At 65.9% G+C, this 20123-nt stretch carries 15 protein-coding genes; 4 read left to right on the top strand and 11 right to left on the bottom strand.

The window, feature by feature from the left end:
- Positions 1–119: 119 nt before the first annotated feature.
- The 6 genes from NH448_RS10595 to NH448_RS10570 all read right to left on the bottom strand — a co-directional run bounded on the left by NH448_RS10595 (position 120) and on the right by NH448_RS10570 (position 7065).
- Positions 120–1457 (bottom strand): deoxyguanosinetriphosphate triphosphohydrolase, encoded by a 1338-nt coding sequence (locus NH448_RS10595; RefSeq protein WP_045992376.1) that lies wholly within the window; start codon positions 1455–1457, stop codon positions 120–122.
- 184 nt (positions 1458–1641) lie between these two features.
- Complete coding sequence (locus NH448_RS10590; protein ID WP_045992377.1) at positions 1642–3138, bottom strand: tripartite tricarboxylate transporter permease; 1497 nt, start codon at positions 3136–3138, stop codon at positions 1642–1644.
- A 2-nt stretch (positions 3139–3140) separates the two neighbouring features.
- The gene (locus NH448_RS10585) at positions 3141–3620 is read right to left on the bottom strand and encodes a tripartite tricarboxylate transporter TctB family protein (protein ID WP_045992378.1); all 480 of its coding nucleotides are present in this window, start codon (positions 3618–3620) and stop codon (positions 3141–3143) included.
- 5 nt (positions 3621–3625) lie between these two features.
- Positions 3626–4612, bottom strand: a complete 987-nt coding sequence (locus tag NH448_RS10580) for a tripartite tricarboxylate transporter substrate-binding protein (RefSeq protein ID WP_045992379.1) — start codon at positions 4610–4612, stop codon at positions 3626–3628.
- 175 nt (positions 4613–4787) lie between these two features.
- Positions 4788–6041: a CoA transferase gene (locus NH448_RS10575; RefSeq protein ID WP_083970357.1), complete on the bottom strand. Its 1254-nt coding sequence runs from the start codon at positions 6039–6041 to the stop codon at positions 4788–4790.
- Positions 6042–6108: 67 nt separating this feature from the next.
- On the bottom strand, positions 6109–7065 hold the full coding sequence (locus tag NH448_RS10570; protein WP_045992380.1) for a hydroxymethylglutaryl-CoA lyase: 957 nt from the start codon (positions 7063–7065) through the stop codon (positions 6109–6111).
- Positions 7066–7366: 301 nt separating this feature from the next.
- On the opposite strand from NH448_RS10570, the gene NH448_RS10565 reads away from it, so the two are divergent.
- Together NH448_RS10565 and NH448_RS10560 are read left to right on the top strand one after the other, a co-directional pair.
- Positions 7367–8950, top strand: a complete 1584-nt coding sequence (locus NH448_RS10565; protein WP_045992381.1) for a peptide MFS transporter — start codon at positions 7367–7369, stop codon at positions 8948–8950.
- Positions 8951–8952: 2 nt separating this feature from the next.
- Positions 8953–10770 (top strand): aminopeptidase P family protein, encoded by a 1818-nt coding sequence (locus NH448_RS10560; protein ID WP_045992382.1) that lies wholly within the window; start codon positions 8953–8955, stop codon positions 10768–10770.
- A 78-nt stretch (positions 10771–10848) separates the two neighbouring features.
- On the opposite strand, the gene NH448_RS10555 is transcribed toward NH448_RS10560, so the two are convergent.
- The 5 genes from NH448_RS10555 to glnA all read right to left on the bottom strand — a co-directional run bounded on the left by NH448_RS10555 (position 10849) and on the right by glnA (position 16954).
- The gene (locus NH448_RS10555) at positions 10849–11817 is read right to left on the bottom strand and encodes a hypothetical protein (protein ID WP_052704321.1); all 969 of its coding nucleotides are present in this window, start codon (positions 11815–11817) and stop codon (positions 10849–10851) included.
- A 168-nt stretch (positions 11818–11985) separates the two neighbouring features.
- The gene (gene ntrC / locus NH448_RS10550) at positions 11986–13401 is read right to left on the bottom strand and encodes a nitrogen regulation protein NR(I) (RefSeq protein WP_045992383.1); all 1416 of its coding nucleotides are present in this window, start codon (positions 13399–13401) and stop codon (positions 11986–11988) included.
- Entirely contained in the window at positions 13394–14443 is a 1050-nt protein-coding gene (gene glnL, locus NH448_RS10545) for a nitrogen regulation protein NR(II) (RefSeq protein WP_045992384.1), read from the bottom strand. Before glnL ends, ntrC begins: the two co-directional genes overlap by 8 nt.
- Before the next feature lie 298 nt (positions 14444–14741).
- Positions 14742–15317 (bottom strand): DUF4124 domain-containing protein, encoded by a 576-nt coding sequence (locus NH448_RS10540; RefSeq protein ID WP_253028763.1) that lies wholly within the window; start codon positions 15315–15317, stop codon positions 14742–14744.
- Positions 15318–15547: 230 nt separating this feature from the next.
- The gene (gene glnA / locus NH448_RS10535; RefSeq protein WP_108448684.1) at positions 15548–16954 is read right to left on the bottom strand and encodes a glutamate--ammonia ligase; all 1407 of its coding nucleotides are present in this window, start codon (positions 16952–16954) and stop codon (positions 15548–15550) included.
- Between the two features lie 514 nt (positions 16955–17468).
- On the opposite strand from glnA, the gene NH448_RS10530 reads away from it, so the two are divergent.
- Both NH448_RS10530 and typA read left to right on the top strand, forming a co-directional pair.
- A complete protein-coding gene (locus NH448_RS10530; RefSeq protein ID WP_108448683.1) occupies positions 17469–17999 on the top strand; it encodes a glycosyltransferase family A protein in 531 nt (176 codons plus the stop codon).
- Positions 18000–18165: 166 nt separating this feature from the next.
- The gene (typA, locus tag NH448_RS10525; RefSeq protein WP_197037093.1) at positions 18166–19992 is read left to right on the top strand and encodes a translational GTPase TypA; all 1827 of its coding nucleotides are present in this window, start codon (positions 18166–18168) and stop codon (positions 19990–19992) included.
- The last annotated feature ends 131 nt before the right edge of the window (positions 19993–20123 follow it).

Raw genomic sequence — 20123 nt, 5'->3', positions numbered from 1 at the left:
CCGCCGCTGGGCTCCCTTGGCCGGAACGCCCTGGTTCAATCGCCCGGCAGCTTGCCACCCATCTCCTGGGCCAGATCAACGGCTTGAGAATCGTGCTCGAGCGGCTTGCCTACAACCGTTCAATCACCGCGTAGCTTGCCGCCCATCTCCTGGGCCAGGTCGACCGCGTAGTGATCGGTCATCCCACCGATAAAGTCGAGCATGCGTCGATAGCTGTCGTACAAAGACCAGGACGGCAGCGGGGTGTTCTCGCCGATCAGCGCCAGCACCCGCTGGTGCTTGAAGCTCGAATGGCCGGTGTGGTGCAACTCGTGGGCCGCGCCGATAAAGGCCTCGAGCAGAATGCCGAGGGTGGTGTAGGCACCGATCTCCAGCTTGGCCTTGCGGGTATTGCGGAAGATGCGCTTGCGCGCCAGCTGCTTGGCCAGCTTGACCCCCCAGTCCAGATCCGGGTGGCACAGCTCCAGCAGGTCATCCTGAAGCGTCCCGGAAAGCAGCTCCTGCTCATGCTCGACGAACACCTGGCCCACGTCGGTGACCGCTCGCTCCATGGCCGCCCCTCGCAGCGCCGCGATACGCCGGCGTTGAGACACACCGGCTCGGTTCATCTCGGCGTAGTCCGACGGCTCGCCACCGGCGATCTGGGTCAGGATCTCGGCCACCTCGTCGAAGGCCAGGATATCCATCTCCACCCCGTCCTCGAGGTCAAGCAGGGCGTAGCAGATGTCATCGGCGGCCTCCACCAGCCAGGCCAGCGGATGGCGACACCAGCGGTGCTCGCCCTGGGGAATCAGTCCCAGATGGTCGGCCACCTGCTCAAGTGCACCGAGTTCGCTCTGATAGCAGCCGAACTTGCCGGCCTTGCCACCGTGGGTCACCGTCCACGGATACTTGAGCAGGGTACCGAGGGTCGCTGCGGTCAGGCGCATGCCGCCGCGAAACTGGTTGTACTCGATCTGGGTGACGATACGAAAGCCCTGGGCGTTGCCTTCGTAGGTCAGCAGGTCCTCGCGCTCCAGCGGCGACAGTCCATCGAGCAGCCCGCTGCCGTTGACCTCGGCGCACTTGAACCAGTCACGGATGGCGTATTCACCGGCATGGCCAAAAGGTGGGTTGCCGATGTCGTGCCCCAGACAGGCCGCCTGGATGATTACCCCCAGATCCGCCGGAGTGATCCAGTCGGGCAGGCGGTCACGCAGCAGCTCGCCCACGCTCATGCCCAGGGAGCGGCCGACGCAGCCCACTTCAAGCGAGTGGGTCAGGCGGGTGTGGATATGGTCGTTGTCGGTGAGGGGATGCACCTGGGTCTTGCGTCCCAGGCGACGAAAGGAGCCGGCGAAGACGATGCGATCGTGATCCTTGTGGAAGGGACTGCGTCCCACCTCGTCACGAGTCCCGCCACGCGGATCGTGCAGTCGGCCCGGATCGAGCAGTCGTTCCCAGTTCATGGTCTTCATCGATGGCCCCTCCTTGTGGCCCTCCATTCTGACACCCGGGACGACACCTGCAAGGCCACGACCGCGAGGTCGCCAGGACCCTCATGACAGGCCCTAGGCGCATCGATGGAAAGTCGATGGAAAGGCCCGGTGGATACACCTCCACCGGGCCCTCTTTCTTTAGCGACGCTTTAGCGACGCTTCTCTACGCCAGCCGACGCTTGAGCATCATGGCGTAGACCGCTCCGGCCACGATCAGGGTGGCGGCGAAGGCGTAGATCCCGATCGAGATCCCGCTGTTGACCAGGATGCTCCAGTCACCACCGCTGATCGACATCGCCCGGCGCAGATTGAACTCCATCTGCCCGCCCAGCAGCAGGCCGAGCACCACCGGCACGGTGGGAATCTCGAGTTTTCTGAGCACATAGCCGAGCACCCCGAAGGCCAGCATCATGTACAGATCGAAGGGACTGTTGTTGAGCGAATAGACCCCGACAAAGGCGATCAGAACCACCATCGGCATCAGCAGCCAGCTGGGGGCCTGCAGCACCCGAGCGAACAGTCCCACCAGCGGTACGTTGAGCACCAGCAGCATGATGTTGCCGATAAACAGCGCCGCCACCAGCCCCCACACCATCTCGGGCTGCTGGGCGAACAACAGCGGCCCCGGGGTGATGTTCATCGACAGCAGCAGGGCCAGCAGAATCGCGGTGGTGCCGCTGCCGGGAATGCCCAGCGACAGCATCGGAATCAGCGCACCACCGGCGGCGGCGTTGTTGCCCGCCTCGGGCGCGGCCACGCCGCGCGGGTCGCCGTTGCCGAAGTCGCCCTTGGCTCCCAGCCAGCGCTTTTCAAGCATGTAGGACAGGAAGCTGCCGAGCGAGGCGCCAGCGCCGGGCAGCACCCCGGAGACGAAGCCGATCAGCGAGCCACGACCGATGGTGCCCTTGCAGGACAGCGACGCCTTCATCCCCGGCCAGGCCGAGCCCAGCTTGATATGCGGCTTGTCGGCGTCGTGGCGCTGTTCGAGAAACACCAGGCATTCGGAGATGGCGAACAGTCCCACCAGGGCCACGATAAAGTCGATGCCGTCATAGAGCTCGAAGGTGCCGAAGGTGTAGCGCGCGACGCTGGACACCGGGTCGATGCCCACGGTCCCCAGCAGCAGGCCCAGACAGGCGGCGATGAAACTCTTGGTAAAGCTGCCGCTGGTCACCCCGCCGATGGTGGCAAAGGCCAGCAGGAACAGCGCGAAGTACTCGGCCGGACCGAACTTGATCGCCAGGTCCACCAACAGCGGCGCGAACAGCGTAAGCCCGATGGTGGCGATGGTGGCGCCGACGAAGGAAGCCACCGCCGACAGCCCCAGGGCCTCGCCGCCGCGCCCCTTGAGGGCCATCGGGTAGCCGTCCAGAGTGGTCATCATCGCCGGCTCGTCGCCGGGGATATTGAGCACGATGGAACTGATCCGCCCACCGTACATGCAGCCATAGTAGACGCTGACCAGCAGGATCAGCGCGGCGGTGGGATCCAGGCCGAAGTTGAAGGCCAGCGGGATCATCAGCGCCACCCCGTTGACCGGGCCGAGCCCTGGCAGCGCCCCGATCAGGGTTCCCACGGCGCAGCCGATCAGCGCCAGCAGCAGAAATTCCGGCTGGGTCGCCACGGCGAAGCCCTGGGCAAGAAAGGCAAGCGTTTCCATGATCAGTGTCCCCCTCCCCACCAGGGCACGTCCGGCAAGGGCATGCCGAGGGCAAACTCGAACAGTGCGTACAGCCCCAGCGCCAGTCCTGTGCCGGCGATCAGCGCCTGGCCCCAGGCCGCGCCGAACAGCCGCGTCAGTACGATGGCGCAGGCCAGGGTGGCGGGAACAAACCCCAGCGGCTCGAGCAGGCCAGCGTAGGCCGCCAGCAGCAGCAACACCGCCAGCTGCCGGGCCAGGCCGGCACGATCCGGCCAGCGCTCGTTGAAGCCCGGGCGCAGGATCAGGTAGGCCGACAGCGCCGCCAGCGGCAGGCTGACCAGCCGGGGGAAAGCCCCCGGCCCCACCGGCTGCATGAAGCCGGTGACGAAGCTATGAGAATGCCACCAGGCCCCCAGCGCCAGCACCAGCAGCACCGCGCCGGCCAGGCGATCGCCGACCTGGGCCGGCCGGCGATGCTGGTGAGCGTCGAGGTCGCTCATCTGACTCATTGAATAACCCCGATCTCGCGCGAGATGGCCTCGACGCGCTGGATGGATTCCTCGACGAAGCTCGAGAAGTCGTCACCGCCACGCCACAGCGGCACCAGGCCATTCTGCGCCGCCACGTCCTTCCACTCGTCGCTGGCGTAAAGGGTCTCGAGGTCTTCGACCATGCTGGCGTAGTCCTCGTCGGAGACCTCGCCGCCGGTATAGAAGCCGCGCCAGTTGTAGCCGGTGACGTCATAGCCCTGGCTGACCGCGGTGGGCAGCTCGTCGAAGGGCTCGGGCAGCGGATCATCCGACATCACCGCCAGTACCCGCACGTCACCGGACTCGATGAAGCCGGCGACCTCGCCCAGGTCGGTGGAAACCACGTCCACGTGGTTGCCCATCATCTGGGTTACCGCGGGGCCGCCGCCGTCGAACTGCACCCAACGCAGGGCGCCGACCTGGTCACCGGGCAGGCCGGCGGCCTTGGCCAGCATCAATGCCCGAATGTGATCCCAGCCACCGGCACCGCTGGAGCCGGCCATGGCCACCGAGGTCGGATCGGCGACGATGGCCTTCAGCAGTTGCTCGAGGGACTCGTACTCGCTCTCGTCGTCGACCAGGATGACGCCGACGTCGGTACCGAGCATGCCCAGCCAGCGCATGGTCTCGGCACCCCCGGGATAGCGACCCTGGGCAATCTGGGTCATGCCCACGGTGCTGGTGGCGACGATCAGGTTGCTGTCATCGGCACGCTTGGAGGCCACGTTGGAGAAGGCCACCGCGCCGACACCGCCGGGCATGTTGGTGACCTGCACCGAGCCGTCGGTCAGTTCCAGGTCGGTGAGCAGCTTGCCGACGCTGCGGCAGGTGAAGTCCCAGCCGCCACCGGGGTCGGCCGGGGCGATGCACTCGTCGATGGGCAGGGCGCTGGCCGAGGTCGAGACACCGAGGCCGAGCGCGAGCAGCGGCAGGCCAAGGCGAGTGGTCAGAGTCGAGGGCATGGAAGGCTCCTTGTTTTTCGTTGTTGGCGTTTTCGTTGTGGGTGTTGCGGTCCTGCGGTCCTGCATCGTTGTCACCAGCCGGCACCGGCCATCCGGCGGATTGCCTGGCGGTTGTCGAGTCGCCATCTTGCGCGGCCACCCGCCTGGCGTTGTGCGGCGGGGACCGCCACCCAGCCTAGACGATCCCGCGCTGGCGCAGCGCCCGACACTCGTCGGCACCGAAGCCGAGTTCGGCCAGTACCTCGTCGGTATGCTCGCCAAGCTGTGGCGCCGGTCGCTGGATCATCGCCGGGGCCTCGCGCATCTTCACCGGAAAGCCGGTGGTAGCGATCTGTCCGGCCTCGCCCTGATCCAGGGTCAGGCGCATGCGCTGGTCGATGATCTGGGGGTCATCGAAGGTCTCGCGCAGATCCTGCACTCGGCCACAGGGCACGCCGGCGGTGTTCAGGTGTTCGATCCAGTCGTCCACACTGCGCCGGCGCGTCACCTCGTTGAGGATCTCGCGCAGCGCCTCGCGGTGCGCCATGCGCTGGGCGTTGTCGGCGAAGCGCGGCTGCTCGAGCAGATCGACACGACCCAGCGCCTCCAGCAGACGACGCACCATGGTCTCGCTGCTGGGGGCGATGGCGACCTCGCCATCGCTGGCCTCGAACAGGCCGTAGGGGTAGAGCATGGGATGGTCATTGCCGGTACGTCGGGGGACCTCGCCGGTGGCGAAGTACTCCGCCGCCAGATAGCCCAGCATCGCCACCAGACCGTTGGTCAGGGCGGTCTCGAGAATCTCGCCCTGGCCGGTACGCTCGCGGCGCACCAGTGCCGCGCTGACCCCGAAGGCCAGGTGGAGGCTCGCCACCATGTCGCTGATCGGTGGCGCGGCGCGCATCGGCTCGCCCCCCTCGACCCCGTTGACGCCCATGAAGCCGCTCATGGCCTGGGCGACAAAATCGTAGGCGGGTCGGTCGCGGTAGGGCCCGGTGGATCCGAAGCCGTTGATCCGCCCCACCACCAGGCGCGGGAAGCGCTGCCTCAGGGTGTCGTCGTCGAGTCCCATCTTGGCCAGCACCCCGGGGCGGAAGTTCTCCACCAGCACGTCGGCGTCCTCGAGCAGACGGTTCAGGATCTGGCGTCCCTCGGGCTCGCGCAGATTGAGGGTGATCGAGCGCTTGTTGCGGTTGAACTGGGCAAAATAGGCGCTGAAGCCGTTGACCATATTGCCCTGGCGGCGGACCACGTCGCCCTCCCCCGGGGTCTCGATCTTGATCACCTCGGCGCCGTGATCCCCCAGCATCTGGCTGGCGAAGGGGCCGGAGATCACCCGGGTCAGATCGATCACACGTATGCCGGCCAGGCTGCCCGGGGCAAGGCCGGTGGCGTCCTGGGTCGATGGCCGCGGGTCGTCGCTGTCATCCCAGCCGGGGCTAGCATCCATAGGTTTGCGTATCCGTCGGTATGTCTGTGGTGGTGTCGTATGGTCTTGCCAGGTTCAGGGATCTGGCTCAGCCCTTTGCTGTGGGCACCGCATCGGGTCGATGCAGCCTGAGCCGAGTGCCGGCTCGGGCCAGCTGAGAGCCCGGCGCACGTTCCAGTCGCCGCGCGGCAAGCCCCGCCACCTCGATCAAGGACTCCAGCGAGACGCCGGTGTCATATCCCAGCTCCTCGAGCAGGTAGATCAGCTCCTCGGTGGCCAGATTGCCGCTGGCACCGGGGGCGAAGGGACAGCCGCCGAGACCACCGACCGCACTTTCGTAGCGCGTGACGCCAAGCGACAGCCCCTGCATGACGTTGGCCAACGCCAGACCCCGGGTATTGTGAAAGTGCAGGATCGGCCGCGCCGCGGGAGCCTGTTCGGCGATCTCGCCCACCACCCGCGAGACCACGGCGGGGGTGGCCATGCCGGTGGTATCGCCAAGGGTGAGGTCATCGATACCCAGCTCGCCGAGGCGACGCGCCAGCTCACCGATGCGCCCGGCCGGCAGGTCACCCTCGAAGGGACAGCCGAAGGCCGTGGCGATGGCGCCCTGTACCTCGATACCGCTGCCGGACAGGCGCTCGACGATATCGGCGAAACCGGCCAGGGAGGCGTCGATCGAGCGATTGACGTTGCGCGCGTTGTGGGTCTCGGAGGCGGACACGAACAGCACCACCCGATCGATGCCCACCTCCAGCGCGCGCTCGGCACCGCGCAGATTGGGCACCAGGGCGCTGAAGCGGGCATCCGCCAGCCCCTTGGCGGCGGCCACCAGTTCCGCGGCGTCGGCCAGCGCCGGTACCGCCCGGGGACTGACGAAAGACGTCAGCTCGAAGCGCCTGAGTCCGGCCCGGTGAAGCCCGTGCAGCAATTCGAGCTTGTGCTCGGTGGACAGCACCCGCGCCTCGTTCTGCAGGCCATCACGAAGCCCCACTTCGGTCAGTTCGATTCTGGCAGGTGCTCGCTGGGGCGGCGATGACGTCATGGCGAAGAAGTCCCTAAAAGTCGATATTTCACCAATATAGAGGCTATTGGCTCATGTTGGACATACGCCTTTTCGCTGAGACGTCCGTACGCTGACGGTGCCAGACCGCAGAGGTATTCCCCTTGACCGGTGATTTCCATAAAATTCACCGCCCAAATCGTGATCCACAGCAATTTTTGTTGCGGACTCGCACATTATCGTGTTCTTCACACGTTTTTCTGTTCGCATGCCGCCTCCGTCCCGGGGCGCTTGATGTAGAGGCGTCGACGTTCGCCTTCCCACCCTGAAAAGGCCTGGTTTCATGCAATCCACTTCCTCCGACGGCTCGGCCGCCGACAAGGGCTTCTTTGGTCACCCCCGCGCCCTGGGGCCACTGTTCTTCACCGAGATGTGGGAGCGCTTTTCGTTCTACGGCATTCGCCCCATGCTGGTGCTGTTCATCGCCGCCTCACTGTTCGACGGCGGGCTCGGCTTCGACCCCAAGACCGCCGCTGCCATCGTCGGCATCTACGGTGGTGCCATCTACCTGGCCGCGCTGCCCGGCGGCTGGCTCGCCGACAACTGGCTCGGCCAGCGCCGGGCGGTGTGGTACGGCTCCATCCTGATCGCCTTCGGTCATCTGTCCATCGCGCTGTCGGCCCTGCTCGGTGCCGTCGCCTTCTTTGTCGGGCTGATCTTCATCGTGCTCGGCACCGGGCTATTCAAGACCTGCATCTCGGTGATGGTCGGCAGCCTGTATGACGAAAGCGACGTGCGCCGCGACGGCGGCTTCGCCATCTTCTACATGGGCATCAACATCGGCAGCCTGTTCGCGCCGTTGTTCACCGGGCTCTTGATGGACTCGCTGGGCTGGCACTGGGGCTTCGCCATGGGCGGCCTTGGCATGCTGATCGCACTGCTGCTGTTTCGCCTGTGGGCGGTGCCCGCCATGCAGCGCGCCGACGCCGAGCGCGGCCGCGCCTCCACCTGGGACGCCCCGGCCCAGCGCCGTCGTCACGTCGGCCCCGTCGTGTCGCTGTGCCTGGCGCTGATCGCCGCCCTGGTGGCGCTGGTCGCTACCGGCGTGGTGACCATCGACGCCCGCGCGGTGGCCGAGGCCATGACCAGCGTGCTGATCGTCGCCTCGCTGGGCTTCTTTGCCTACCTGATGCTGTTCTCTGGACTCAGCGGTGACGAGCGTATTCGCGTCACCATCTGCTTTGTGCTGATCGTCGCCGCCGCCTTCTTCTGGGCCGCCTTCGAGCAGCAGCCCACCTCCTATAACCTGTTCGCGGCCAACTACACCGACCGCAACGTGATGGGCTGGGAGGTCCCCACCCTGTGGTTCCAGTCATTGAACCCGGTGTTCATCGTGCTGCTGGGCCCGCTGTTCGGCTGGCTGTGGCCGGCGCTCGGTCGGCGCCGACTGGAACCGGGTAGCCCGATGAAGTTCGTCCTCGGCCTGTTGCTGGCGGCCTGCGGCTTCGGCCTGATGGTGCTGGCGGCGCAACAGGTACTGACAGGCACAGGGCTGGTGTCACCCTGGTGGATCGTCGGCAGCATGCTGCTGTTGACCCTGGGCGAGCTGTGCCTGTCGCCGGTGGGGCTGTCCACCATGTCGGGGCTGTCGCCGCGCCGCACCCAGGGCCAGTTGATGGGCCTGTGGTTCACCGGCGCCGCCCTCGGCAACCTGGTGGCTGGCTTGATCGGCGGTCACGTCAACGCCGAGGAGCTTCAGCAGTTGCCGGAACTGTTCGGGCGGTCGGCCATCGCTCTGGTGATCTTCGCCGGGGTGCTGCTGTTGCTCGTGCCGGTGTTCAAGCGCATGCTGAAGCATCACCGTCTTATCGATCCGGCGGCCGCCCACCGCGCGGACGCCGAAGCCATTGTCAGAACAGGAGTCTGAGCATGACCTCAGCCAGTGCCGATACCGCTCGCCAACGCTTGAGCGATCTGCGCGAGGCGATGCGCCGCCACGCCATCGATGCCTGGTGGTTACCGTCCAGCGATCCGCACAACAGCGAATACCTGCCCGAGCACTGGGCCGGTCGCGAGTGGCTGTCCGGCTTCGACGGCTCGGTGGGTACCCTGGTGGTGACCCAGGACGAGGCCGGCCTGTGGGTCGACAGCCGCTACTTCGTGCAGGCCGAGGCTCAACTCGCCGGCACCGGCATCAGCATGATGAAGCTGACCCAGGGCCAGGCCAGTGCACCGATGCAGTGGCTGGCCGAGCGTCTCGAGGCCGGCGACACCCTGGGCTACGACGCCCAGGTGGTGTCCCTGGCCCACGGCCGCCAGTTCGAGGACATCCTGGGTGAACGGGGCGTCGTCCTGCGCGGCGACAGCGACCTGCTCGACGAGATCTGGCGCGATCGCCCGAGCCTGCCGAGCGGGGCCATCGAACCCCACGCCGGCCGCTATCTAGACGAGACTCGGCGCCAGCGTCTGGACCGGGTACGCACGGCCATGGCCGAGCACCACGCCGACTGGCATCTGGTGTCGACGCTGGACGACATCGCCTGGCTGACCACCCTGCGCGGTGCCGACGTGGGCTTCAATCCGGTGTTCCTGTCCCACCTGCTGATCGGTCGCGCCACCGCCACTCTGTTCGTGGCACCCGGCAAGCTCGCTCCTGAACTGGTCGATGCGCTCAAGGCCGATGGCGTCGAGGTGGCCGACTACGCCGACTGGGCGGCGCGGCTGTCCGCCCTGCCGCGGGACGAACGGGTACTGATCGATCCGGCCCGGCTGACGCTGGGGACCCGCCAGGCCCTGCCGGACGAGATGACCGTGGTCGAAGCCTTCCAGCCCAGCACACTGGCCAAGGGCATCAAGACAGCCCACGAGCTCGGCTTCGTGCGTCAGGCCATGGAAGCCGACGGCGCGGCCCTGTGTCGCTTCTTCGCCTGGCTGGAGGCCGCCTTCGCCGCCGGCGAACGGGTCACCGAGCTGGACGTCGAGGTCCGCCTGTATGAAGAACGCGCCAAGGACGAGGACTTCGTCTGCGAGAGCTTCAATACCATCGCCGCCTTCAACGCCAACGGTGCCCTGCCCCACTACCGCGCGACCCAGGAGGCCCATTCGGTGATCGAGGGCGACGGCCTGTTGCTGATCGACTCCGGCGGCCAGTACCGCGGTGGCACCACCGATATCACCCGCATGGTCCCGGTCGGCGCGGTCAGTGAGGCTCAGCGCGAAGACTGCACCCTGGTGCTCAAGGGCATGATTGCACTGTCGCGGGCGCGCTTCCCCGAGGGCATCGCCGCCTCGCGGCTGGACGCTCTGGCGCGGGCGCCGCTGTGGGCCACCGGCCGCGACTACGGTCACGGTACCGGCCACGGCGTGGGCTACTTCCTCAACGTCCACGAAGGTCCTCAGGTGATCAGCTCGGGCGCTTCCGTCGCCGAACATACCGCCATGCGCGAAGGCATGATCACCTCCAACGAGCCTGGGGTGTACCGTCCCGGCCAGTGGGGGGTGCGCATCGAGAACCTGGTGGCCAACCGCGCCGCGGCCCCCAGCGACTTCGGCGACTTCCTCGAGTTCGAGACCCTGACCCTGTGTCCCATCGACACCCGCTGCCTGAACCTGTTCACCCTGGATCAGGCCGAGATTGACTGGCTCAACGCCTACCACGACGAGGTCCGCCGCCGGCTGGCGCCGAGGCTCGACGGCCAGGCGCTGGCCTGGCTCGAAGCCCGCACCGAACCGCTGACGCTTGCCTGATAGCGGGCCTGCTGGTCGGCCGCAGATGCACAGGGGCCCCGCCATGGCGGGGCCCCTTTGCGTAGGCTGCCAGCGCCGTTACATGAACGGGTTCTTGACCACCGGGATGAACATCAAGCGGAAGTTCCAGTCCGCATCCCACTCATCACCGCGGATCACGCTGTGCTGGATCTCGGCGGCCAGGCGAACCGGGGTGCTGCCCATGCGGACCACGTTGGAATAGCCCAGGCCGATCGGGAAGTTGACCTTCTCGCCGCTGTCGGCCTCCCAGTTGATGCGCACGTTGGGTGTCATGCCCACCAGTTCGGTGCCGCTGAGCCGGTAGTTGAGGAAGTACTGCAGATCGGTCTGGCTGGTGTGCTCGCGGTCATCTTCTCCGGCGTAGGACCACCAGTGCTGAGCCAGCAGGCCCATGTTCCAGCCGCCGGGATTGGGCGCCAGGCGCGCGATCAGGGCCGCTGGACCGGCCTGGAACTTGCCCTGGCCCAGCACGTCATGCTCGGCGGTGGGGAAGATCTGGGTCAGCCCCAGGCCCCAGATGACGCCGTCGGCGCGGGCCGGGCCGGCCAGGGTCACCAGGGCGGTGTCACCCAGGCCCTCGGTACGCCCGCGATGGGGGGCATTGCGGCTCCACTCGTCGGGATCGATGTCCAGCGGGCTGCCGCCCCGGGCCAGGGTACCGAAGCTCTCGTCCATCGGGCTCGAGTTGTACTGGAACACCGGGCGCACCACCAGGTTCCAGTTGTCGTCTGCCATCTCGAAGGGGAAGGACATGACCGGCTGGAACTTGAAGGAATTGGACCAGCGACCGTCGAAGTCGTCGCCGTCCAGGTGGGTATAGTCGTTCTGCATCCACAGCATCCAGGCCGATCCCACCGGGTTGGTGGTTTCCTTGGCGATGGCAGCAAGATCCTCGCTGCTGGCAGCGGGCTCACTGTTGGCCGGTACGGTGCGTGGCGAGGACCGCTCCTGGGCAAGCGAGAGGCTCGAGATGAAAACCAGCGACATGGCCACCAGGCCAAGCCGACGAGAGCGTGAAAGGTTCATGGGGGTAGGCCTCAGAATCGTGACGCTACCCCCGACGCCGAGAGTAGCGGTGCAACGTCGCCACCACTCTAGGCCACCGATAACAGGCTGATGATATGCCCCTTGGGGTAGGCCGGTCCGGGCAGGCTGGTTAAACCGGTGCCCCCCGGACTCGCCGCCCCGGCCCGCTCAGACCTCCTGGTCTTCCGCCAGCGACGGCAGCAGCACCTTCAGCTTGCGGGTCAAGGTGTTGCGCCCCCAGCCCAGCAGCTCGGCAGCCTCACCCTTGCGCCCGGCGGTGTGCTTGAGCGCGGTCTCGATAAGGATGCGCTCGAAGTCCGGCACCGCCTCTTCGAGCAGGTGGGTGTGGCCCGAGGCCAGGGCGCTGTCGGCCCAGGCGCGGAAGGCTTCACGCCAGTCCCCGCCGGCGGCGCTGTCATCACCGCCGCGCAGCTCCGGCGGCAGGTCCTCGACCAGGATCTCGCGCCCTGAGGCCATCACCGTCAGCCAGCGACAGGTGTTCTCGAGCTGACGCACGTTGCCCGGCCAGTCCACCCGGGTCAGGAACTCCTCGGCTTCGCGGGTCAGCACCTTGACGTCGGTGGACAGCTCCTTGGCCGCCTCGACCAGGAAGTGCCGCGCCAGCCGGGGAATATCCTCACGCCGCTGGGACAGCCTTGGCAGGTGCACGCGGATGACGTTGAGGCGGTGGAACAGGTCCTCACGAAAGCGGCCATCGGCGACCAGCGTCTCGAGGTCCTGGTGGGTCGCGGCGATGATGCGCACGTCCACCTTGACCGGCGTATGACCACCGACCCGATAGAACTCGCCGTCGGCCAGCACCCGCAACAGCCGGGTCTGGGTCTCCGAGGGCATGTCACCGATCTCGTCGAGGAACAGGGTGCCGCCGTTGGCCTGCTCGAAGCGCCCCTGGCGACTGGCGCTGGCGCCGGTGAAGGCGCCCTTCTCGTGGCCAAACAGCTCCGACTCGATCAGATCCCGGGGGATCGCCGCCATGTTGAGGGCAATAAAGGGATTGGCGGCGCGGGGACTGTGCTGATGAAGCGCACGCGCCACACGCTCCTTGCCGGTCCCGGACTCGCCGTTGATCAACACCGTGATATGCGAGTGCGCCAGGCGCCCGATGGCCCGGAACACCTCCTGCATCGCCGGCGCCTCACCGATGATCTCGGCGTCGAGTCCTTCGGGCACGCTGACCGGCCGCTGGCGCTCGCGCACGTGGGCCACCGCGCGTCGCACCAGGGCCAGCGCCTCGTCCACGTCGAACGGCTTGGGCAGGTACTCGAAGGCCCCGCCCTGATAGGAAGCCACCGCACTGTCCAGGTCGGAATGGGCGGTCATCACGATGACCGGCAGGTCCGGGTGCACCTGGCGCACCTTGGCCATCAGATCGAGTCCGTCGATACCTGGCATGCGGATATCGGTGACCAGCACGTCGGGCGGCTCGGCCAGCAGTCGATCGAGGATACCGTCGGCCCGCTCGACCGCCTCGACCTCAAGGTCCGGCTGCGCCAGGGCGCGCTCGAGCACCCAGCGTATGGCCCGGTCGTCGTCGACGATCATTACACGAGCGGTATCAGTCATGACTCATCTCCAGGGGAATCAACAGACGGAATTCGGTGCGTCCGGGCTCGGACTCGCACTCGATCAGCCCTTCGTGCTGGTGCAGCACCGACTGGGCGATCGACAGCCCCAGGCCGCTGCCCTCGGCACGACCGGACACCATCGGATAGAACAGGGTCTCGCGCAGCGTCTCGGGGACGCCCGGGCCGTTGTCGATCACGCTGACGTCGCAGACCAGACGATGGCGCTGGGCGCCCAGGGTGAACTGGCGGCGCGCGCGGGTCCTCAGGGTCATCACCGGGTTCGGTGTCTCGGACTCGACCAGCGCCTGGACGGCGTTGCGGGCCACATTGAGCACCGCCTGGATCAACTGGGCTTCATCGCCGGTCAACTCCGGCAGGCTGGGATCATAGTCGCGCTCGATGCTCACCCGCGGCTGTTCGACCAGCAGCAGCGCGCGTACCCGCTCCAGCACCCGGTGGATGTTCAGCGGCTCTCGCCGACTCACCCGGTTGGGCCCGAGCATGGAATCGACCAGATCCCGGAGCCGATCCACCTCTTCGATGATGATCCGGGTGTACTCCTTGAGCGCCGGCGTCTGCTCCAGGTCACGCTCGAGCAATTGCGCCGCGCCACGAATCCCCCCCAGGGGGTTCTTGACCTCGTGGGCCAGCCCCCGCGCCAGCACCTTCATGGTTTCCTGGCGCGACTGCAGCGCTTCCTCGCGGGAAATTCGCAACAGCCGATCCCGTGGTTCCATCTCCAGCAGCAGCTCGTCAGGCGACAGCGGCGTCACGGTGTAGTCCACCGTCAGGGGGTCTCCACCGGCGAGGACCAGCCGCGCCTCCCGTTGGGTATAGGGATGCTGTCCATCCCGGGCCCGTATCAGCACCTCGGCGATATCATCCTCGCCGCTGAGCCAGTCGGTCAGCGCCACGCCGGCAACCCGACTGGCGCTGACCGCCAGCAGGGTCTCGGCCGCCGGGTTCATCCAGGTCGGTCGCAGCTCGCCGTCGAGCAGCATGACCGCAGTTGTGAGGTGTTCGATGATGCCAGGCGTCATGGGTCCATCCTGATGGGGCAAAGCGCCGCTCGATAGAGGCCGCCACGGCGCCAAGCCGGCATTCCATGGTGGCGGTCCAGGTCTCGGCCTCGAGCAGGCGTCAGACAACAACATTCAAAGCAAGAAGCGGGCCAGCCTTGGTGCCAGTGGCACATTCCCGCCGCGCAGGCGCCAGGACGGTGCTTTTGTCGAGGAGGCGGGTCACCGTCGGCGCACCTACGCACCATTTTAGTGCACCAACCTGGTGCAGGGCAGTCTCGCCTGGATCACTGTCCGCACAAGGCCCGCAGATCGCGGGTCAAGGCGGCGCAGGACGAAGGGGGTTGGCGGGAAGCAGGCGGCTGGCGCGCTGTACGTGGATGACGATATCGGCACTGCGTTGACGCACCTCTCCCGACGGGGCCAGCACCACCAGGCCCAGGCGATGCTCGCCACGCTCCAGATTGGTGAGCCACAGTGGGCCGATGCCGGTGACGCTGGTGGCGAGCACACCGTCGACCTCCAGGCCGAGGCGATCCCCCGTCGCCGGAGGCGGGCTGATCGCGGCCAGCACCTTCAATCTTCCCCCGGTCCCCGTGGGCAACACGCTGTCATCCGCCGGGGAGGCGATGGCCAGGACATCGTGGGGCTGGAAGATATCGGCGTCGCTATCCGGGCCTGGTACTGAAGGCGCCGTCGGCCTGGTGGGCAACGCCACATCCAGCGCAGGGGCGCTGGACAACGGCGGCGGTGCCAGCGCGTGGGCGCCGGCCGAGGGCGTATCGCTGTAGCGCACGACGCCGTCGGGACCGACACTGCGATAGATGGTGCTCGCAGGCACCACTTCTGCCACCGGCAACGCCAGCCCGGACGCTGCCAGCAAGGCAATTGCCATTAGTGATGATCGACTCGGCGACGAGGGAGCGCTCTCACCCCTCTCCCGGCCTGCCCTGCGCGTCCACCGCTGCATCATCGTGATTGCCCTCGCCGACCTTCCCCTGACGAGGATGACGGCAGCCACGACCCGCGCCAAGGGGATCCCTTGCCCAGGCGCAAGGCCCGCGCAAAAAAAATCGGCCCCGCGATCATCGCGGGGCCGACGGAACGCACGAGGCGCTATGCCGATCAGCAGCTGTAGTACATGTCGAACTCGATCGGGTGGGTCGCCATGCGCAGACGCTCGACGTCCTCGTTCTTGAGCTCGATGTAAGCGTCGATCATGTCGTCGGTGAAGACGCCACCTTCGGTCAGGAAGCTGCGGTCCTCGTCGAGGGCTGCCAGCGCCTGGTCGAGGCTCTCGGCCACGGTCGGGATGGCCTTGCCTTCTTCCGGCGGCAGGTCATAGAGGTTCTTGTCCATGGCGTCGCCGGGGTGGATCTTGTTCTTGATGCCGTCGATACCGGCCATCAGCATCGCCGCGAAGCACAGGTAGGGGTTGGCGGTCGGGTCGGGGAAACGCGCCTCGACACGCTTGCCCTTCGGGCTTGCGGTGTACGGGATACGGATGGAAGCAGAACGGTTACGGGCGCTGTAGGCCAGCATGACCGGCGCTTCGAAGCCCGGCACCAGACGCTTGTAGGAGTTGGTAGAAGCGTTGGTGAAGGCGTTCAGGGCGCGGGCGTGCTTGATGATACCGCCGATGTAGTAAAGCGCCATTTCGGACAGACCAGCGTACTCGTCACCGGCAAACTGGTTCTGGCCGTCCTTCCAGAAAGACTGGTGGACGTGCATACCGCTGCCGTTGTCGCCGACCAGCGGCTTGGGCATGAAGGTGGCGGTCTTGCCGTAGGCGTGAGCCACATTGTGGATCACGTACTTCATTTCCTGAACTTCGTCGGCCTTCTTGACCAGGGTGTTGAAGGCAACACCGATCTCGTTCTGGCCGGCGTTGGACACCTCGTGGTGGTGCACCTCGACCTTCTGACCGATGGCCTCGAGGGTGTTGCACATGGCACCGCGCATGTCATGGAAGCTGTCCACCGGCGGAACCGGGAAGTAGCCGCCCTTGACCCGCGGACGGTGACCGAGGTTGCCACCTTCGACGGCGCGGTCGGTGGACCAGGCACCCTCTTCGGAGCTGATCTTGTACATGGCGCCTTCGATATCGGCCTTCCAGTGCACCTCGTCGAAGATGAAGAACTCGGGCTCGGGGCCGAAGAAGGCGGTGTCGCCCAGGCCAGAGGACTGCAGGTAGGCCTCGGCGCGCTTGGCGATGGAGCGCGGGTCACGCTCGTAGCCCTGCATGGTGGCCGGCTCGATGATGTCGCAACGCAGGATCAGGGTCGCGTCTTCGGTGAAGGGGTCGAGGAAGCCGGTGCCGTCCTCCGGACGCAGGATCATGTCGGACTCGTTGATGCCCTTCCAGCCGTTGATGGAGGAACCATCGAACATCTGGCCATTCTCGAAGAACTCTTCGTCGACCTCGGCGGCCGGAATGGTGACGTGCTGCTCTTTACCGCGGGTATCGGTGAAGCGCAGGTCAACCCACTTCACATCATGTTCGTTGATCAGGGCGAGGGTCTTGTCTGACATGTGGTCCTCCAGAGTGGAACTTGTCTCGTGACTCGAGCGTTGCGCAACGGCGCCAATCCCATGTCACCGGTTTGAAACGGGGGATGATCCAGGGAACAAAAGGGGTACCGGGATCCTTTGTAGCACGCTCCCGGGACACTGCCCATGGCAACGTGCGCGACACGATGACACTGCCAACCACAATGCAGATTGCGTGCCAGCATTGCACCAGCATCGACCAAAAAAATCTCAACCCATTGTTTCACATCTTTTTTATCCAAACAGACCCTTTGCGCCAGCTTAGGGCACAAAGGCCCACCGTCTACAGGAGTCGCCGACTACTGCACCACAAGAGTGCAATAAAAGCTGTAATGCACCACTTTGGACCTTTGTGACAGGATCTATAAACTCTGCCGGGCCGATCGCGAGGTGTCAGTGGGCGCTGGAACCTTTCGCAACGCAAAGATACACTTTATTACGTTCGACTCCGACCGCCTCCCCTGCCGGCCGGCGTCACCCTCCTCGGAGTGTCGTCGTGAAAATCAGCTTGATCATTGATGCCCGACTTACCGGCAAGGAACTGCCTCGCCGGCTCGCGGAAGCACGCCAGCAGGTCGCCCTCTTCCAGGGAAGAGGCGAGATCCTCGTCATCGACGATGGCGATATGGCGCCACCACTACTGGGCGAACCGGGCGAACACGCCGTCGTCGGCTATCGCCAGGTGCGCAGCCGGCCCGCGCCCATGGGGCGGCGCCTCAACCTGGCCGCCTCCCACAGCAATGGACGCATGCTCGGCTTCTGCCTCGGCCCTCTGGACACCCACTGGGTCGAGCGAATGATGGCAGCCGCCTGCGATGATTCGCGCCCGGTGGTGCGTCCTGCTCGCCCCTGTCCGCTATCGCTGCTCAGCCTGCTGCGACGTACTCCGACCCGGGCCCTGGGCGTCGAACGTACCTGGTTCGATCGGCTGGGAGGCTTCGACCCGTCGCTGGACTTGAGCGCGGTAGAGGACCTCGCCACTCGCCTCAAGGCCTGTCGCGCCAAGATGGTCGTGCAGCGCGCCTGAGCGTCAGATCGTCCTTTCTGTCGATTTCGCCTACTTTTTTCGCCTCGCAGGTGCTTGATAGTTCAGCATCTTGAGGATCGATGCCGAGATTGGCGCCAACAAGGCTGGTCGTTGTCATCGCCCAGGCCCTATAATGCTGCCCCACTTTTTCCAGCAGGATCCCGTCGTGATCGAGAATCTTCGCAACATCGCCATCATCGCTCACGTCGACCACGGCAAAACCACCCTGGTCGACAAGCTGTTGAGTCAGTCTGGCACTCTGGACCGCAAGGCCGAGGGTCAGGAGCGCATCATGGACTCCAATGACCAGGAGAAGGAACGCGGTATCACCATCCTGGCGAAGAACACGGCGATCCGCTGGAATTCCCCCGAGGGACAGGACTACCACATCAACATCGTCGACACCCCTGGACACGCCGACTTCGGCGGCGAGGTCGAGCGCGTGATGTCGATGGTGGACTCGGTACTGCTGCTGGTCGACGCCGTCGACGGCCCCATGCCGCAGACCCGCTTCGTCACCCAGAAGGCCTTCGATCAGGGCCTCAAGCCGATCGTGGTGGTCAACAAGATCGATCGCCCCGGCGCACGCCCGGACTGGGTCATCGACCAGATCTTCGATCTGTTCGACAACCTCGGCGCCAGCGACGAGCAGCTCGACTTTCCGATCATCTACTGCTCCGCCCTCAACGGCATCGCCGGTCCCGAGCCTGACCAGCTGTCCGACGACATGACGCCGATGTTCCAGTCCATCGTCGACATCGTCGAGCCGCCCAAGGTGGAACTCGACGGCCCGCTGCAGATGCAGATCTCGGCACTCGACTACTCCAGCTACGTCGGCGTCATTGGCCTTGGCCGCATCACCCGCGGCGCCATCTCGCCCAACCAGCAGGTGGTGGTCATCAACAAGGAAGGCCAGACCCGCAAGGGCAAGGTCGGCCAGGTCATGACCCACCTGGGTCTCGAGCGGGTACAGACCGAGCAGGCCACCGCCGGGGACATCGTCTGCATCACCGGCATCGACGACCTGGCGATCTCCGACACCATCTGTGATCCAGCCGCCGTCGAGGCACTGCCGGCACTGACCGTCGACGAGCCCACCGTGTCCATGACCTTCCAGGTCAACGACTCTCCGTTTGCCGGCAAGGACGGCAAGTTCGTCACCAGCCGCAACATTCGCGATCGTCTCGACCAGGAGCTGATCCACAACGTGGCGCTGCGTGTCGAGCAGGGCGAGTCCCCGGAGAAGTTCATCGTCTCCGGCCGCGGCGAGCTGCACCTGTCGGTGCTGATCGAGAGCATGCGTCGTGAAGGCTTCGAGCTGGCCGTGGGTCGTCCCGAGGTCATCATCCGCGAGATCGACGGTGAGAAGCAGGAGCCCTACGAAGAAGTCATCATCGACTGCGAAGAGCAGCACCAGGGCGCCATCATGGAAGAGCTCGGCTACCGCAAGGGCGAGCTCAAGAACATGAACCCGGACGGCAAGGGCCGGGTCCGCCTGGACTTCATCATCCCGGCGCGCGGCCTGATCGGCTTCCGTGGTCAGTTCCTGACCCTGACCTCCGGTACCGGCATCCTGACCAGCCGCTTCGACCACTACGGCCCGCTCAAGCCCGACGCTTCCATCGAGCGTCGCAACGGCGTGCTGGTGTCGATGGTTCCGGGCAAGGCCCTGGCCTACGCCCTGTACGCCCTGCAGGAGCGCGGCAAGCTGATCATCGACCACGGCACCGAGGTCTACGAAGGCATGCTGGTCGGCATCAACAACCGCGCCAACGACATGGTGGTCAACCCCACCAAGGGCAAGAAGCTCGACAACATGCGCGCCTCCGGCAACGACGAGAACATCGTGCTGACCCCGCCGGTACGCTTCACCCTGGAACAGGCCATCGAGTTCCTCGATGACGACGAGCTGGTCGAGATCACCCCGAACCATATCCGTCTGCGCAAGAAGTTCCTGACCGAGAACGAGCGCAAGCGCGCCACCAAGAAGTAAGCGCTGCGTTTTCTCGCTTCATCGATGCCCGCCTCCTGGCGGGCATCGTTGTTTGCGGCCGTCGGGCATCGTCGTTTTGCGGAATAGACAATATCGATGCCCGGCTCTTCATGGCGGGCGTCGTCGTTTGT

This window comes from Halomonas sp. OfavH-34-E (genome assembly GCF_024124525.1).
Taxonomy (GTDB): domain Bacteria; phylum Pseudomonadota; class Gammaproteobacteria; order Pseudomonadales; family Halomonadaceae; genus Halomonas; species Halomonas litopenaei.
The sequence above is the reverse complement of the archived record's forward strand: the minus strand, read 5'-3'. Positions and strand labels throughout refer to the sequence as shown.